General features: G+C 69.4%; 17 protein-coding genes. 12 read left to right on the forward strand and 5 right to left on the reverse strand.

Translation table 11 applies throughout. The features are described from left to right. Nucleotides 1-16: 16 nt before the first annotated feature. The gene (locus ACFPMG_RS18530; RefSeq protein ID WP_376996564.1) at nucleotides 17-442 is read right to left on the reverse strand and encodes a YqaA family protein; all 426 of its coding nucleotides are present in this window, start codon (nucleotides 440-442) and stop codon (nucleotides 17-19) included. Between the two features lie 201 nt (nucleotides 443-643). Here ACFPMG_RS18530 and ACFPMG_RS18535 point away from each other — a divergent pair, with 201 nt between their 5' ends. Continuing rightward, the gene (locus ACFPMG_RS18535) at nucleotides 644-2,977 is read left to right on the forward strand and encodes a PAS domain S-box protein (protein ID WP_376996565.1); all 2,334 of its coding nucleotides are present in this window, start codon (nucleotides 644-646) and stop codon (nucleotides 2,975-2,977) included. Nucleotides 2,978-2,988: 11 nt separating this feature from the next. Here the strand turns inward: ACFPMG_RS18535 and pyk are convergent, their stop codons facing one another. Next, nucleotides 2,989-4,431 (reverse strand): pyruvate kinase, encoded by a 1,443-nt coding sequence (gene pyk, locus ACFPMG_RS18540; RefSeq protein ID WP_145701968.1) that lies wholly within the window; start codon nucleotides 4,429-4,431, stop codon nucleotides 2,989-2,991. A gap of 335 nt (nucleotides 4,432-4,766) precedes the next feature. On the opposite strand from pyk, the gene rpsM reads away from it, so the two are divergent. From rpsM to ACFPMG_RS18565, 5 genes are all read left to right on the forward strand, one after another. Continuing rightward, the gene (rpsM, locus tag ACFPMG_RS18545; RefSeq protein ID WP_014240054.1) at nucleotides 4,767-5,135 is read left to right on the forward strand and encodes a 30S ribosomal protein S13; all 369 of its coding nucleotides are present in this window, start codon (nucleotides 4,767-4,769) and stop codon (nucleotides 5,133-5,135) included. A 15-nt stretch (nucleotides 5,136-5,150) separates the two neighbouring features. After that, nucleotides 5,151-5,549 carry a 30S ribosomal protein S11 gene (rpsK, locus tag ACFPMG_RS18550; RefSeq protein WP_012974490.1) on the forward strand — a complete coding sequence of 133 codons (399 nt, stop codon included), beginning with the start codon at nucleotides 5,151-5,153 and terminating at the stop codon, nucleotides 5,547-5,549. 131 nt (nucleotides 5,550-5,680) lie between these two features. Beyond that, nucleotides 5,681-6,700 (forward strand): DNA-directed RNA polymerase subunit alpha, encoded by a 1,020-nt coding sequence (locus ACFPMG_RS18555; protein WP_014240055.1) that lies wholly within the window; start codon nucleotides 5,681-5,683, stop codon nucleotides 6,698-6,700. A 174-nt stretch (nucleotides 6,701-6,874) separates the two neighbouring features. After that, nucleotides 6,875-7,297, forward strand: a complete 423-nt coding sequence (gene rplQ / locus ACFPMG_RS18560) for a 50S ribosomal protein L17 (RefSeq protein ID WP_094304321.1) — start codon at nucleotides 6,875-6,877, stop codon at nucleotides 7,295-7,297. 161 nt (nucleotides 7,298-7,458) lie between these two features. Continuing rightward, nucleotides 7,459-8,037 carry a YqaA family protein gene (locus ACFPMG_RS18565; RefSeq protein ID WP_014240057.1) on the forward strand — a complete coding sequence of 193 codons (579 nt, stop codon included), beginning with the start codon at nucleotides 7,459-7,461 and terminating at the stop codon, nucleotides 8,035-8,037. A 63-nt stretch (nucleotides 8,038-8,100) separates the two neighbouring features. On the opposite strand, the gene ACFPMG_RS18570 is transcribed toward ACFPMG_RS18565, so the two are convergent. Next, nucleotides 8,101-8,364 carry a hypothetical protein gene (locus ACFPMG_RS18570; protein ID WP_109071709.1) on the reverse strand — a complete coding sequence of 88 codons (264 nt, stop codon included), beginning with the start codon at nucleotides 8,362-8,364 and terminating at the stop codon, nucleotides 8,101-8,103. A gap of 124 nt (nucleotides 8,365-8,488) precedes the next feature. On the opposite strand from ACFPMG_RS18570, the gene ACFPMG_RS18575 reads away from it, so the two are divergent. Together ACFPMG_RS18575 and ACFPMG_RS18580 are read left to right on the forward strand one after the other, a co-directional pair. Then, complete coding sequence (locus ACFPMG_RS18575; RefSeq protein WP_376996566.1) at nucleotides 8,489-8,893, forward strand: hypothetical protein; 405 nt, start codon at nucleotides 8,489-8,491, stop codon at nucleotides 8,891-8,893. Between the two features lie 28 nt (nucleotides 8,894-8,921). Next, a complete protein-coding gene (locus ACFPMG_RS18580; protein WP_376996567.1) occupies nucleotides 8,922-10,259 on the forward strand; it encodes a replication-associated recombination protein A in 1,338 nt (445 codons plus the stop codon). Nucleotides 10,260-10,265: 6 nt separating this feature from the next. On the opposite strand, the gene ACFPMG_RS18585 is transcribed toward ACFPMG_RS18580, so the two are convergent. Next, nucleotides 10,266-10,742 (reverse strand): hypothetical protein, encoded by a 477-nt coding sequence (locus ACFPMG_RS18585; protein WP_376996568.1) that lies wholly within the window; start codon nucleotides 10,740-10,742, stop codon nucleotides 10,266-10,268. Nucleotides 10,743-10,825: 83 nt separating this feature from the next. On the opposite strand from ACFPMG_RS18585, the gene ACFPMG_RS18590 reads away from it, so the two are divergent. The 3 genes from ACFPMG_RS18590 (at nucleotide 10,826) to ACFPMG_RS18600 (ending at nucleotide 13,225) form a co-directional block, all read left to right on the forward strand. Next, the gene (locus ACFPMG_RS18590) at nucleotides 10,826-11,737 is read left to right on the forward strand and encodes a hypothetical protein (RefSeq protein ID WP_376996569.1); all 912 of its coding nucleotides are present in this window, start codon (nucleotides 10,826-10,828) and stop codon (nucleotides 11,735-11,737) included. Between the two features lie 67 nt (nucleotides 11,738-11,804). Next, nucleotides 11,805-12,206 carry a fluoride efflux transporter CrcB gene (crcB, locus tag ACFPMG_RS18595; protein WP_137102728.1) on the forward strand — a complete coding sequence of 134 codons (402 nt, stop codon included), beginning with the start codon at nucleotides 11,805-11,807 and terminating at the stop codon, nucleotides 12,204-12,206. Continuing rightward, complete coding sequence (locus ACFPMG_RS18600) at nucleotides 12,206-13,225, forward strand: RluA family pseudouridine synthase (protein ID WP_376996570.1); 1,020 nt, start codon at nucleotides 12,206-12,208, stop codon at nucleotides 13,223-13,225. Before crcB ends, ACFPMG_RS18600 begins: the two co-directional genes overlap by 1 nt. Before the next feature lie 10 nt (nucleotides 13,226-13,235). Here the strand turns inward: ACFPMG_RS18600 and ACFPMG_RS18605 are convergent, their stop codons facing one another. Then, nucleotides 13,236-13,925: a GntR family transcriptional regulator gene (locus ACFPMG_RS18605; RefSeq protein ID WP_376996571.1), complete on the reverse strand. Its 690-nt coding sequence runs from the start codon at nucleotides 13,923-13,925 to the stop codon at nucleotides 13,236-13,238. 83 nt (nucleotides 13,926-14,008) lie between these two features. On the opposite strand from ACFPMG_RS18605, the gene ACFPMG_RS18610 reads away from it, so the two are divergent. Beyond that, complete coding sequence (locus tag ACFPMG_RS18610) at nucleotides 14,009-15,244, forward strand: benzoate/H(+) symporter BenE family transporter (RefSeq protein WP_376996572.1); 1,236 nt, start codon at nucleotides 14,009-14,011, stop codon at nucleotides 15,242-15,244. Nucleotides 15,245-15,261 lie beyond the last annotated feature (17 nt).

Consider the following 15,261-nt stretch of genomic DNA (forward strand, 5'->3'; position numbering starts at 1 on the left):
GGTGAAGATAGGACGCTCACACGGCCAGGACCAGCACCGCGTAGCGGGCGGCCTTGCCCGCCGTGACCAGCAGCAGGAACAGCCGGATGTCCACCCGCAGGATGCCGGCCACAAGCGTCAGCGGATCGCCGATGAAGGGCATCCAGGCCAGCAGCAGCGACCACACCCCGAAGCGCTGGTACCAGCGGGTGGCCCGCGCCACCATGGCGGCGGGAACCGGGAACCAGCGGCGGTCCTGGAAATGCATCAGGTGGCGCCCGAGCGCCCAATTGACCACCGACCCCAGCACGTTGCCCGCCGTGGCGAACAGCAAAAGCGCCAGATGGTCGTAGTTGCCGGTGGCGTGCATGCCGACCAGCAGGATTTCCGATTGGGCCGGAAAGATGGTCGCGGCCAGGAATGCGGTCAGGAACAGCCCGCCGTAGGCGGCAAACTCGGACATGCGGCGGTCGGTCCTTCCGGGCCGGGGGTGGCGGAGGCTAGAACATGGGTGCGCATACAGGAATGCGGGAGGCGCCATGGTGCAGCCGCGATAAACTGGTGTAGATTCATTTTGTATGAATTCGCAGCGGATCGACGCGGAGTGCTCGACCCGTCTCGCGCGGTGGGCGCCGTCTTAGGGAATGAAGGGGAGTGTTCGCGGATGGCCGCTGCCGGCCTTGCCCGCTTCGATGCCGACGGGCGCCTGATCTGGGCCAACGCCGTGTTCCGGGCGTCGCTGGGCGGTTGTCCGGGTGACCGTCTCGATGCCCTTCTGGCGGCGGTTCCGCTGCGTGAGGACGCGGCCGTGGCTGCGGAGCGGCTGCGCGCCGGTCGGCCGGTGGCGATTGCGGCCCTGCCGGGTCAGCGACGCGGGCTGTTGATTCCGGCCGAGGGCGAGGGTGGCGAGTTGGTGCTGACCCTCACCGAAGACGGCGCCCTGGCGGTCGCGCCGGACGAGACCGGGTTCATCGGCTTCGAGGACCTGTTGGGCGACCGGGCCGGCGAGGCGGAGCGGGCGATCATGCAGGCCATCGCCGTTCCCTTGGTGGTGACGCGGCTGTCCGATGGTCTGGTGATGGCGGTCAACCAGCCCGCCGGGCTGCTGTTCGGGGTGCCGCTCGACGATGTGGTCGGGCGCAGCTTCGCCAAGGCCTACTACACCGATCCGGCGGAGCGGGAGCGGCTGCTCGCCGCCCTGTCCGACGGAGCCGGCGGGGTGGACGGCTTCGAGACCCGGCTGTGCCGGCCCGATGGCAGCGACCTCTGGGCGATGATTTCCGCCCGGCGGTTCCGCTTCCGGGGTGAGGACGCCATGCTCGCCTGCGTCAGCGACATCTCCGCCCGCAAGCGCACCGAACAGGCCCTCGAAGCCCAGTGGGACCAGACCCGGGCGGTTCTCAACGGGCTGGGCCAGGGGGTGATGGCGTTCGACCGGGGGCTCCGCTTGGTCGCCTGGAACGGGCGCGTCACGGAACTGCTGGGGCTGGAACCGGAAGCCCTCACCTATCACACACCTTACGCCGCCATCGCCCGGCGGGTCGGCGACGGGCTGGCCTTCGGGCCGGGGAGTGTGTGCCCCGCCGACGCTGTGTCCGATGTCGCCACGTCAGCGGCCCTCGGAACGCCGCTTCCGACCCGGCCCGCTCCGGACGAACGGTCGTGGGAATGCATCCGCTCCGACGGGCAGGTGTTGGAGTGCCTGATCCGGCCCCTGCCCGACGGCGGATTCGTCGTCACCTACACCGACGTGACCGAGCGGCGGAACGCCGAGCGGGAGATCTTCGCCAGCCGCGAACTGTTCGAACTGGCCATCCGGGCGGCGCGCGAGGGCATCTCGCAATGGGATCTGCGCACGGGGCAGCTGTGGCTGTCGCCCTACTGGTGGGGAATGCTTGGCTACGGCGAGGACGAGATGGTCAACACCGCCGCCCGCTGGACCGAGCTGATTCTGCCCGAGGATCGTGAGCTGTCGATGCGGATGGCCCGCGATCTGATCGACGGCGCGATGAACGAGTGCCAGTTCATCCAGCGCTTCCGCCACAAGCACGGAGCCGTGGTCCATATGCTGACCCGCGCCATTCGCGTGCTGGGTCCGGACGGTGAGCTGTTCCGTCTCGTCGGTTCGCACACCGACGTGTCGGAACGGGTCAATGCGGAGGAGCGCGCCCACGCGGCACGGGAGGAGGCCGAACGCGCCCTGCGCGACCTGAAGGAGGCGCAAGCCCATTTGATCCAGTCCGAGAAGATGGCCGCGCTCGGCTCCCTGGTGGCGGGGGTGGCTCATGAAATCAACACCCCCATCGGCATCGCCCTGACCGGCGCTTCGCTGATGGCGGAGCGCACCCGCCTCATCCGGCGCGATTTCGAGGCGGGAACGCTGCGCCGGCCCGACTTCGCCGACTTCCTCGACATGGCGGGGGAGGCGGCGCACCTGATGCTGCTGAACATCGACCGCGCCGCCCAGCTCATCCAGAGCTTCAAGCAGATCGCCGTCGATCAGGCCAGCGAGGAGCGCCGCCTCTTCGACCTGCGCGACTACATCGACGAGGTTCTGCGCAGCCTGGGTGTCCGCATCAAGCGGGCCGCCCACGGCGTGGAGGTGGATTGCCCGACGGATCTGGTGATCGACGGCTATCCGGGCGCGCTCAGCCAGGTGCTGACCAACCTCGTCATGAACTCGATCATCCACGCCTACGCACCGGGGCAGCACGGGACGCTGCGCGTCGCCGCGCGCGCGGTGGGCGCCGACGAGGTCGAGCTGTTCTACGCCGACGATGGGCGCGGCATCCCACCAGACCTGCACGGCAAGGTGTTCGAGCCCTTCTTCACCACCAGCCGCGGCGCGGGGGGCAGCGGGCTGGGGCTGAACATCGTCTACAACATCGCCACCCGCAAGTTGAAGGGCCGCATCGCGCTCGACAGCGCGCCGGGCCGTGGCACCGCCTTCACCCTGCGCTTTCCCCGCGTCGCGCCGGTGGAGCGCGCCCCGGCCTGAGGGCTTGCCTCTTACTGCGCATCCACCCAGGCGATGCGCAGGATGTTGGTGTTGCCGGGGGTGCCGAAGGGCACGCCGGCGGTGATGACCAGCCGCTGGCCTTCCACCGCCAGCCCGTCCTCGTAGGCGCAGCGTGCGGCCTTCTGGACCATCTCGTTGAAGTCGGCCACGTCGGCGGAATGCACGCTGTGCACCCCGTAGGCGAGCTGGAGCCGCCGCGCCGTCTCCAGGCTGGAGGTCAGGCACATGATCGGCACCTCCGGCCGTTCGCGGGCGGCGCGCAGCGTGGTGGAGCCGCTGGTGGTGTAGGTGACGATGGCCGCGGCCTGGATGGTGTGGGCGACCTGCCGTGCCGCCGCGGTGACGGCGTCGGTGGAGGTCTGCTGCGGGTCGGGATGCTGGGCGTCGGTGATGGTGCGGTAGAGCGGGTCCTGCTCGACCCTGCGGGCGATGCGGTCCATCATCGACACGGCCTCGATGGGGTAGGTGCCCGCCGCGGTCTCCGCCGACAGCATCACCGCGTCCGCCCCGTCATAGACCGCGGTCGCCACGTCTGACGCCTCGGCGCGGGTGGGGGCGGGCGCGCCGATCATCGATTCGAGCATCTGGGTGGCGACGATCACCGGCTTGCCGGCCTTGCGCGACTCGCGGATGATGCGCTTCTGGATGCTCGGCACGTCCTCCGCCGGCATCTCGACACCGAGGTCCCCACGGGCGACCATCACGCCGTCCGACAGTTCGACGATGCGCTCCAGGTGCTGGATGGCCTGCGGCTTCTCCATCTTAGACAGCAGAGCGGCGCGCCCGGCGACCAGCTTGCGCGCCTCGGCCACGTCCTCCGGCCGCTGCACGAAGGACAGCGCCACCCAGTCGACCCCCTGATCGAGCGCGAAGGCCAGATCCTCGTGATCCTTCGGGGTGAGTGGCGTCAGCGGCAGGACGACGCCCGGAACGTTCACGCCCTTGCGGTCGGACAGGCGGCTGCCGGACAGCACGACGCAGTCGGCGTGGTCGGGGCTGCAATCGACGACGCGCAGGCGGACCTTGCCGTCGTCCACCAGCAGTTCCGCCTCCGGCTCCAGAGCTGCGAAGATTTCCGGGTGGGGCAGGCCGACGCGGGTCGCGTCGCCCGGTTCGGTGGAGAGGTCGAGGCGGATGCGGTGCCCCGGCTCGACGGTGACCGGGCCATCGGCGAAGGTGCCCAGCCGCAGTTTTGGTCCCTGGAGGTCTGCCATCACCGCGATGGGATGGTCCAGTTCCGCCTCCAGCGCGCGCAGCGTGGCGAGGCGCTGGCCATGGTCCTCGTGCGTGCCATGGCTGAAGTTCAGGCGGAAGACGTCCACGCCCGCCTCGAACAGCGCGCGGATCATCTCCGGCGTCGCGGTGGCCGGCCCCAGCGTGGCGACGATCTTGGTCAGGCGGAAGCGCCGGAAGGGGATGCCTTTGCGGGTCATGGGACTGCCTTCTGAGGTGTGCCGTTCGGGTTGTTCCGTTCGGGGCGGGCCCGCTCATCTCAAGAGCTGCCGTTCGGCTTGTCAACCGCGGCCATCCTCCCCACAATGGTCAGTCGCCGGGAAAAGCACGGTAACGCCGCAGAACGGCCTTGACAGATTTCCGGCTTTTTCTATAGTCGCACCCTCCCGCGGCCCAACCGGCCCGGCGGGAGACATTGTGCGTCCCGTATCCGTGTTTTGCCTCCGGGCCTTCGGGCCCCGGCGTCCGGATCGGGGATCAATCGGTGTGTAGGCGGCCCATGAGGGCTGCCGTTGAGATATCGAGGAGAGCAGGCGTGGCGCGTATCGCTGGCGTCAACATCCCCGCGCAGAAGCGCGTGGAGATTGCGTTGACCTACATTCATGGCATCGGCCCCTTCAAGGCCAAGGAAATCTGCACGAAGCTGGAGATCCCGGCGGAGCGCCGTGTGAACCAGCTCACGGACGACGAGATCCTCAAGATCCGCGAGACCATCGACGCCGACTACCGCGTCGAGGGCGACCTGCGCCGTTCGGTCGCCATGAACATCAAGCGTCTGATGGACATGGCCTGCTACCGTGGCCTGCGTCACCGCAAGGGCCTGCCGGTCCGCGGCCAGCGCACCCACACGAACGCCCGCACCCGCAAGGGTCCGGCCAAGCCGATCGCCGGCAAGAAGAAGTAAGAGGACGCACGGACCATGGCCAAGCCCTCAGCCGCTTCGCAGCGTCTTCGTCGTCGCGAGCGCAAGAACATCACCGCCGGCGTCGCTCATGTGAACGCCTCCTTCAACAACACGATGATCACCATCACCGACGCGCAGGGCAACACCATCGCCTGGTCGTCGTCGGGCACGATGGGCTTCAAGGGCTCGCGCAAGTCGACCCCCTACGCCGCCCAGGTCGCCGCCGAGGACGCGGGCCGCAAGGCCCAGGAACACGGCATGAAGACCCTCGAGGTCGAGGTGAAGGGTCCGGGTTCGGGGCGTGAGTCGGCGCTGCGCGCTCTGCAGTCGATCGGCTTCCAGATCACCTCGATCCGCGACGTCACGCCGATTCCGCACAACGGCGTCCGTCCGCCGAAGAAGCGTCGCGTCTAAGAAGCATCGCTACTCCGCACCCGCGGGGACCCGCCGTTCCGGGACAGGCGCCGCAGCCATCGCGGCGCCATCGGATGGGAACGGCCGGTCTCCGCGGACGTGTGTCCACCCCGATGGCATGAGGTAATACCGTGGCTCTTCAGAAGAACTGGCAGGAACTGATCAAGCCGAACAAGCTGGACATCCAGCCCGGTGACGACGCCGACCGCACGGCGACCGTCGTGGCCGAGCCGCTGGAGCGTGGCTTCGGCCTGACGCTCGGCAACGCGCTGCGCCGCGTGCTGCTCTCCTCGCTGCAGGGTGCGGCCGTGACGGCGATCCACATCGACGGCGTGCTGCACGAGTTCTCCTCGATCCCCGGCGTGCGCGAGGACGTGACCGACATCGTCCTCAACATCAAGTCGATGGGTCTGCGCATGGGCGGTGACGGCCCGAAGCGCATGCGCCTGCGCGCCGAAGGCCCCGGCGAGGTGAAGGCCGGCATGATCGAGACCGGCGCGGACATCCAGGTGATGGACCCGGACCTCGTGATCTGCACGCTGGACAACGGCGCGCGCCTGAACATGGAACTGACGGTCGAGACCGGCAAGGGCTACGTCCCGGCCAGCCAGAACCGTCCGGAGGACGCCCCGATCGGCCTGATCCCGGTCGACGCGCTGTTCTCGCCGGTCCGCAAGATCTCCTACAAGGTCGACAACGCCCGCGTCGGGCAGGTCACCGACTATGACCGCCTGTCGATGGTCGTCGAGACCAACGGCGCCGTGAAGCCGGACGACGCGGTGGCTCTGGCCGCCCGCATCCTCCAGGACCAGCTGCAGCTGTTCATCAACTTCGAGGAGCCGACCCACGCGGTCGCCGAGGAGAAGCACGAGGAGGTTCCGTTCAACAAGAACCTGCTCCGCAAGGTGGACGAGCTGGAACTGTCGGTCCGTTCGGCCAACTGCCTCAAGAACGACAACATCGTCTACATCGGCGATCTGGTGCAGAAGACGGAGGCGGAGATGCTCCGCACGCCGAACTTCGGCCGCAAGTCGCTGAACGAGATCAAGGAAGTGCTGGCCCAGATGGGTCTGCACCTCGGTATGGAAATCCCGAACTGGCCGCCCGAGAACATCGAAGAGCTGGCCAAGCGTCTGGAAGAGCCGTACTAAGTCTCGCACGTTTTACCCCCACCCCAACCTTTCCCCGCCCAGCGGGGGAGGGCAAGGGTGGGGGAGTTCCCAGGGCCACCAACCGGCCCGCCCCGTGCCGTACCAGCCGAAAACTGGGCGGTCGGGTTCACCACCGGCTCCCCGAGGGGGGCCACGCCATGAAGGAGGACCGTCATGCGTCACGGCGTTTCCGGACGTAAGTTCAGCAAGACCACCAGCCACCGCAAGGCCATGTTCTCGAACATGGCGAACGCGCTGATCAAGCACGAGCAGATCAAGACCACCCTGCCGAAGGCCAAGGATCTGCGCCCGATCGTCGAGCGTCTGATCACGCTCGGCAAGAAGGGTGGCCTCGCCAACCGCCGTCTCGCCTTCGCGCAGCTGCGCGACGACGCGATGGTGACCAAGCTGTTCACCGTTCTGGCCGACCGCTACAAGGACCGCCAGGGTGGCTACAGCCGCGTCCTGAAGGCCGGCTTCCGCTACGGCGACGCCGCCGCCATGGGCGTGATCGAGCTGGTCGACCGCGACGTCGCCGCCAAGGGCCAGGATTCGGGCCCGGTGGAGATCAAGGACGAGGTCGAGGCCGAGGGCTGAGCCCACGGTTGAGCTTTCGTGAAATCTTGTCGCCGCCGTTGCCCGCCGGGTTTCGGACGACGATATAGGTGACCGACCGGCCCTCCCTTCGGGTTCATCCCCGGAGGGAGGGTTTCCGGTTTTCGGGTTCCGCCACTTCGGGAGGGCGCCGCGCGCGCGGTATGCTGAAACCTCTCTACAACCGGATTCTCAAGCTCTCCGCCCGCAAGGACGCCGTCTGGTGGATGTCCGCCGTCTCCTTCGCGGAAAGCTCCTTCTTCCCCCTGCCGCCCGACGTCATGCTGGTGCCGATGTGTCTGGCGGAGCCCAAGAAGCTCTGGCGCTACACCAACATCTGCGCACTGGCCTCGCTGATCGGCGGGTTGTTCGGCTACGCGGTCGGGTTCTATCTGTTCGAGAGCATCGGACGGCTGATCATCGACCTCTACAACGCGCAAGAGTCGTTCCAGCGCTTCCAGGACATGTTCGCCGAATTCGGCCCCTGGTTCCTGATCCTCAAGGGCATCACTCCCATACCCTACAAACTGCTGACGATCACCGCGGGATTCGCGCACCTCGACCTGACGGTGTTCATCCTGTGCTCGATCGTCGCACGATTCTCGCGATTCTACATGATCGCGATCCTGCTGCATTTCTACGGGCCGCAGGTGCGCGACATCATCGAGAAGCGGCTGATGCTGGTGACGACTGTCCTGCTGGTCATCATCATCGGCGGACTGCTCAGCTTCAAATTCGTGTGAGCGGCGCGGGGCTCGGCCCCGCGCATCACCCTCATTCTCCGCCCAGCATCAATCCGGCCAAAATCAATCGGGCATCCCGCGGTCCTGGCGGTTGCGCTCCGACGGGGGCAGGGCGTTGCGCTCGCGGCGGTCGCGCATGACCATCACGCCGATGGCCAGCGCCATGCCGATGCCGGCCAGCAGGGGCAGGACGACCTCGCCGGCGCTGACGGTGGGCATGGCGAGCATGCGCACGACGAGCAGCAGCAGGCCGCCGATCAGCAGCGCCACGAAAATGGTGGTCGATGTCCGGCGGCGAGGAGACGGGCCGGGATTGTTGGGACTCATTTGAGGCATTCCCTTATCGCTTGCGTTCCCGGCATAGTGGGCGCCGAGCCCGCGGCATGGTCCATGCGGGGGACCATCCGCCAACGTCCGGGGTCACGCAAGAACAATGGGAGTCAAAGCCGAGATGTTCCGTCCAAAACTCATTCTGGGGCCGGTGCTGGCCCTCGCCCTGGTTGCGCTCGCCGCCTGCGCGGACGCGCCGGGGCGTTCGTCCGGCGCCGCCGTGGGCGGTGCTCCGGCGGCCTCCACCACGACCTCCACCGGGGCGCCGGCCACGTCGCGCCCGACCCAGGGGCAGGCTCGCGGCGTCGAAGACCCGTCGCTGCGCCTGGATGGCGGTGTCGGCAGCGACGATTCCTGCCGCGCCCAGTGCGAGCGCAGCAACAACTCCTGTATGGACTCGGTGGCCGCGCGCACGCAGAGTGGGCTCGACCGTCCGGACCGCGGCGGCATCTTCTCGCCGACCGACAACTGCCAGCATTCGCTGCGCATGTGCTACCAGCGCTGCGGCGCGCCCACCAACCAGTGACCGTGTCCGCAAGGGTCATGGCTTACCGATGAGCAAGCGCGGCGATTCCGGAGCCACCGGCGGCCTGTTCGAGGCGGGCGCCCCCCGCCCGTTGGCCGACCGGCTGCGCCCTCGCAGCCTGGGCGAGGTGGTCGGGCAGGAGCATCTGCTGAAGCCCGACGGGCCGCTGGGCCGCATGGTCGCCGCGCGCCGGCTGGCCTCCATGATCCTGTGGGGGCCGCCCGGCTGCGGCAAGACGACCATCGCGCGGCTGCTCGCCCTGTCCACCGACCTGCATTTCGAACCGCTGTCGGCGGTCTTCTCCGGCGTGGCCGACCTGCGCAAGGTCTTCGACGCCGCGCGGGCGCGCCGCGCCGCCGGGCAGGGCACGCTGCTGTTCATCGACGAGATCCACCGCTTCAACCGTTCCCAGCAGGACGGCTTCCTGCCCTATGTGGAGGACGGCACCGTCACGCTGGTCGGCGCCACCACCGAGAATCCGTCCTTCGAGCTGAACGCGGCGCTTCTGTCCCGCGCGCAGGTCTTCGTTCTGAACCGGCTGGACGACGCGGCGCTGGAGAAGCTGCTGTCGCGGGCGGAGGCGGAGATGGGCCGCCCGCTGCCGCTGACGCCGGACGCGCGGTCCGCGCTCAAGGCGATGGCCGACGGCGACGGGCGCTTCTGCCTGAATCTCTGCGAGGAGCTGTTCGCCCTGCCGGTGCCGGAGGACGGCGCGCTTCTCGACAACAACGCGCTCGCCACCGCCATCCAACGCCGCGCCCCGCTCTACGACAAGGCGCAGGAGGGGCATTACAACCTCATCAGCGCGCTGCACAAGTCGCTGCGCGGGTCGGACACCGACGCGGCGCTCTACTGGTACGCCCGCATGCTGGAGGGGGGCGAGGACCCGCGCTACATCGCCCGCCGGCTGACGCGCTTCGCGGTCGAGGACATCGGCATGGCCGATCCCAACGCGCTCGCTCAGGCCACCGCCGCCTGGGAGGCCTACGAGCGGCTGGGCAGCCCGGAGGGGGAACTCGCCATCGCCCAACTGGTGATCTATCTGGGGACGGCGCCGAAGTCGAACGCCGGTTACACCGCCTACAAGAGCGCGGTGCGCGCCGCCAAGGAAACCGGCAGCCTGATGCCGCCCAAGCACATCCTGAACGCTCCGACGAAGCTGATGAAACAGATCGGCTACGGCAAGGGTTACGAGTACGACCACGATACGGCGGACGGCTTCTCCGGCCAGAACTATTTCCCGGAGGGCATGGCGCGGCGTGCCTTCTACCAGCCGGTGGAGCGCGGCTTCGAGCGCGAGATCAAAAAGCGGCAGGACTACTGGGCGCGCCTGCGCGACCGCAAGGCCGCTGAGGGGGATGAGTAGGGCGCATTACGGCTTCGGGTAAGCGACCCCGAGGATCCAGACCGGGGCGTGCGGCGGGCCGGCGCGTTCGAAGACGTAGGTCACGGTGGTGCTGGTGAAGGGGGTGGCGCCGGTGCAGCGGCCAATGTCATCCGTTTCCCCGCACCACAGCGCGGGGACCTGCACGCTCAGCGTCTTGCCGAACTGGGTGCCGCCAAGCTCCTCGCCACACAGGAACTCGCCCGGATAGCCGGTCACCGCGTTCCACGCCGCCCGCCACGCCCAGAGATCGGCGAACAGTGGCATGCCGACCTCCTGCACGGCGTTCGGCGGCGGCGGCGCGCCGAAGATGTGCCGGGTGAGGCGCCCGCCCTGCGCCGTGTTGAGCGCGGGGTCGGCAGAACGCAGGACACTCGGGATGTCCAGGCACGGACCGCTTCGGGCCGGCGCGGCGGTGAAGGCGAGGAGGGCGGTGAGAAGACCTGAGATTGAGCGGATGGTCATTGGAGGGTCCATATGCAATTGCCGCGTGTTGAAATCCGGACGCTCGGCATCAGGGTTCGTGAAATGACAGGAGAGGCGTGCGCATGACGGCGGATGACGCGGTTCCGGCGTTCTCACGCTTCATCGCCATCGACTGGTCGGGCGCCGCTGGCAAACGCTACGCCGGCGTCGCGGTGGCCGAATGCGGCGCGGAGGGGCCGCCCCGGGTCGTCGCTCCCACAGAGCGGCAATGGTCGCGCACCGCCGTATTCGACTGGCTGCTCGACGGGCTGGAGCGGGGCCCGGCGCTGGTCGGGATCGACTGCGCCTTCTCGCTGCCCTTCGACGTGGCCGGGCGCTATTTCCCCGATCCCGGCGCGGCGACGGCCTACGACCTGTGGGACCGGGTGGAGGCGGTGGCCGGGGCTGCGCCGGACTTCGCCGGCGGCGGCTTCGCGGCCCACCCGGACTACGGCGCCGATTTCTGGCGCGTCGGCACCCAGCCGGACTGGTACCGCGACCCGCACCGCCTGACCGAGCGGGTGTGCCGCTCCGACGGCTACGGCAGCCCGCAGAGCCCCTACAAGCTGATCGGCGCCAAGCAGGTGGGGAAGGGCGGGCTGGCCGGGATGCGCATGCTGCGCGCCCTGAAGCGGGCGGCCCCGGACCGGGTGGCGGTCTGGCCCTTCGATCCGCCGGGGCCGGGCCGCACCGTCTTCTGCGAGATCTACCCGCGCCTGTTCCTCATCCGCGCCGGCTTCGGGCTGCGCAAGATCCGCGACGGGGCGGCGGTTGACGCCGCTCTGGCTGTCCTCGGTGCGCCGCCCGCCGGCCTGTCCGGGGCGGTGACCGACCATGACGCGGACGCGCTGGTCTCCGCGGCGGGGCTGCGCTGGCTGGCCGGACGGCAGGCGGTGTGGCGTCCGCCGGCCATGGACGCGCGCGCGCGGCGGCAGGAGGGCTGGATCTTCGGTGTGGGCGACCGGAATGCGGGGGATGCTGCGCCCGGCGCGTGACAAGCCGCCGCAATTCTGGCTCTAATCCGCGCGGGATGCCCGTCGTCCCATCCGTTCCGGAGGTTCCGTGATCGCATCACCGTCCACGCTCGTCGCGGTCGCCGTCGGTGGCGCCGTCGGGTCCATGGCGCGCTATCTTCTGATGACGGCGGTCGGCCATTGGCTGGGCACGCAGTTTCCCTACGGGACGCTGATCGTGAACGCCGTGGGCTGCTTCACCATGGGCGCGCTGGCGGAGCTGGCCGCGCTGGTGTGGTCGCCCTCGCCGGAGCTGCGGGCGCTGCTGATGGTCGGGGTGCTGGGGGGATTCACGACCTTCTCCTCCTTCACGCTCGACGTCGGGCTGCTGGTGGAGCGGAACGCCCTGTCGGCGGCGGCGGGTTACATCCTGGCCTCGATGGTGCTGACCATCGCGGGTTTCTTTGCCGGCCTCGCGGTCGTGCGTTCTCTTGTTTCGGTGCCCGTTTGATGAGTGAGAACAAGTCCCCCAGCGTGGAAACCCGGACCGTGACGTCCGACGAGGCCGACGTCCGCCTCGACCGCTGGTTCAAGCGCCATTTCCCCGACGTGGGGCACGGCTATCTTCAGAAGCTGCTGCGCACCGGCCAGATCCGTGTGGACGGCAAGCGGGCGGAGACCTCGACCCGGCTCGCCGCCGGCCAGTCCATCCGCATCCCGCCGCTGGCCGACTGGGCCAAGCCGGAGGGCGCCGCCCCGGCCCCCGCGCCGAAGAAGCCGGCCATGTCGGACAAGGACATCGCGGCGCTCCAGGCGCTGGTTCTCTTCAAGGACGGCGACGTCATCGCGCTGAACAAGCCGGCGGGCCTCGCCGTCCAGGGCGGCACCAACACCACCAAGCATCTCGACGCCATGCTGGACGCCCTGCGCTTCGACGCGAAGGAGCGGCCCAAGCTGGTGCACCGGCTGGACAAGGACACCTCGGGCGTCCTGCTGCTGGCGCGCAACACCTTCGCCGCGTCCAAGCTGACGGAGCAGTTCCGCGGCCGCGACGTGCGCAAGATCTACTGGGCCGCCACGGTCGGCGTTCCGAAGCCCTACCAGGGCAAGATCGACCTCGCGCTGGCCAAGGAAGGCGGGCCGCAGGGCGAGCGGGTGGCCGGCGACGAGGACGACGGCAAGCGCGCCGTCACCTACTACTCGGTGCTGGAAAATCTCGGCAAGCAGGCGGCCTTCGTCGCCATGTGGCCGCGCACGGGGCGCACCCACCAGCTCCGCGTCCACATGAACGCCATCGGCACGCCGATCCTGGGCGACGGCAAGTATGCCGGGCAGGGGGCCTATCTGCCGGGCGCCGAAGTCCAGAAGAAGCTGCACCTGCACGCCCGCCGGCTGATCCTGCCGCACCCGCGCGGCGGCAACCGGATGATCGACGTGACGGCGCCGCTGCCCGACCACATGCTGACGACCTGGAAATATCTGGGCTTCAGCGCCAGCCTGAAGGGCGACCCGTTCGAGGGGGTCGAGTAAGGCGGGGGCCTCACCCCGCCTCGCGCCCCTCCAGAAACGCCGTGAGCTGCTCCGCCGCCTGCCCGACATGGTCGGTGACGAGCCGGCAGGCCGTGTCCGCGTCCCCCGCCCGGCAGGCCGCCAGCAGCGCGCGATGCTCGTCCTGCGACCGCGGCCGGTAGCCCAGCGCCGCGAACTGGAAGCGCAGGTAACGGTCGGCGGCCAGCAGGTGCTGCTCCGTCAGCGCCAGCAGACGGGGCCTCCCGGCCCGCGCGTAGAGCGTCATGTGGAAGCGCCGGTTCAGCTCCCCCATGCGGCCGGGATCGGCCTCCCCATCCATCTCCGCGATCAGTTCCTCCGCCTGGTCGAGGTCCGCGGCCGTCAGGCCGGGCAGCGACAGGCGCAGCGCTATCGGTTCCAGCGCCATGCGGATCGCCCCGATGTCGGCGCCGTCCGCCGCCGAGATTTCCGCGACGACGGCCCCGCGGTGCGGGTGGAATTCGGCCAGCGCCCGCGCCTCCAGCTGGCGCAGCGCCTCGCGCACCGGCATGCGGCTGACCCCGAAGGTCTCCGCCAGTTCCTCCTGCCGCAGCGGCGTGCCCGGCGCGATGACCCCGCTGAGGATCGCCTCGCGCAGCGTCGCCTCCACGAACTCCGTGGTGGTGCGGTGGCGCGGCTGCGCCCGCGCCACAAGGCGCGACAGCCCGTCGTTGACCGCCATGCGTGATCTCCCCTTGCCAGGATATTGGATCCAATCTATCACCGTCTCCATCGTCCTGCACCCCCGATGGAGGGTCCCAAGCCATGTCTTCTTCCGACACCGTCCCGGCGACGGGCCTTTCGACCGGGCTTTCCCTGCGCGCGGTCGGCGCTGGCCTGCTGGCGGCCCTGGTCGGCTACGCCAGTTCGGTGGCGGTGGTCATCCATGGGCTGACCGCCGTGGGTGCCAGCACGGAGCAGGTGGTGTCGGGCCTCGTCCTGCTGGGCTTCGCCATGGGACTGACGGCGATGGGGCTCAGCCTGCACCGGCGCAAGCCGATCAGCATCGCCTGGACGACGCCGGGCATGGCGCTGCTCGCCGCCACCGGCGCGGTGGAGGGAGGCTTCGCCGCCGCGGTGGGGGCCTTCGTGGTGACCGGGGTGCTGATCGTCCTGGCCGGGCTGTGGTCGCCGCTGGGCCGCTGGATCGCGGCGATTCCCAAGCCGCTGGCCAACGGCATGCTGGCGGGCATCCTGCTGAAGCTCTGCCTTGCCCCCTTCCTGGCGGTGTCGCAGGCGCCGGGAATGGCGCTGCTGGTGCTGGCGACCTGGGCGGTGGTGGGGCGGGTGGCAAGACTCTACGCCGTGCCCGCCGCGGTGGCGGTGGCGCTGGGGGCGATGGCGCTGGACTCTTCCAGTGGTTTGGCCGGCGGTTTGGCCGGCGGGGCGGCGCTGTCCGGCGCGCTGTGGCCAAGCGTGACCTTCGTGCAGCCGGTGTTCACCTGGGAGGCGATGGTCGGCATCGCCCTGCCGCTGTTCGTCGTCACCATGGCGTCGCAGAACATTCCCGGCCTCGCCGTGCTGGCGACCTACAACTACGCGCCGCCGACCCGCCCGATCTTCCTGGCGACGGGGGCGGCCTCCGCCCTGACGGCGCTGGGCGGTGCGCCCACCATCAACCTCGCGGCGATCACCGCGGCGCTCTGCGCCAGCCCGGACGCCGACCCCAACCCGGCGCGGCGCTGGCAGGCCGCCTTCGTCGGCGGTGTCGGCTACATCCTGTTCGCCGGGCTGGCCGGGGTGACGGCGGTGATGGTCACCCGCTCCCCGCCGATTCTGATCGAGGCGGTGGCCGGGCTGGCGCTCGTCGGCGCCTTCGGCTCCGCCCTGATGGGCGCCGTGCAGGTGGAGGCGAACCGCACCGCCGCGCTGGTCACCATGCTGGTCACCGCCTCCGGCCTGTCCTTCGCCGGGGTGGGCTCAGCCTTCTGGGGCCTGCTGCTGGGTGGGGCGGTCCATCTGCTCCATTGGCGTCCCTCGGTGTCGCAGCCGGCAAAGTGAGTTGCGCTTTGGCAGCG

Origin of the sequence: Azospirillum himalayense, from assembly GCF_042657465.1 — a bacterium.
Taxonomy (GTDB): domain Bacteria; phylum Pseudomonadota; class Alphaproteobacteria; order Azospirillales; family Azospirillaceae; genus Azospirillum; species Azospirillum himalayense.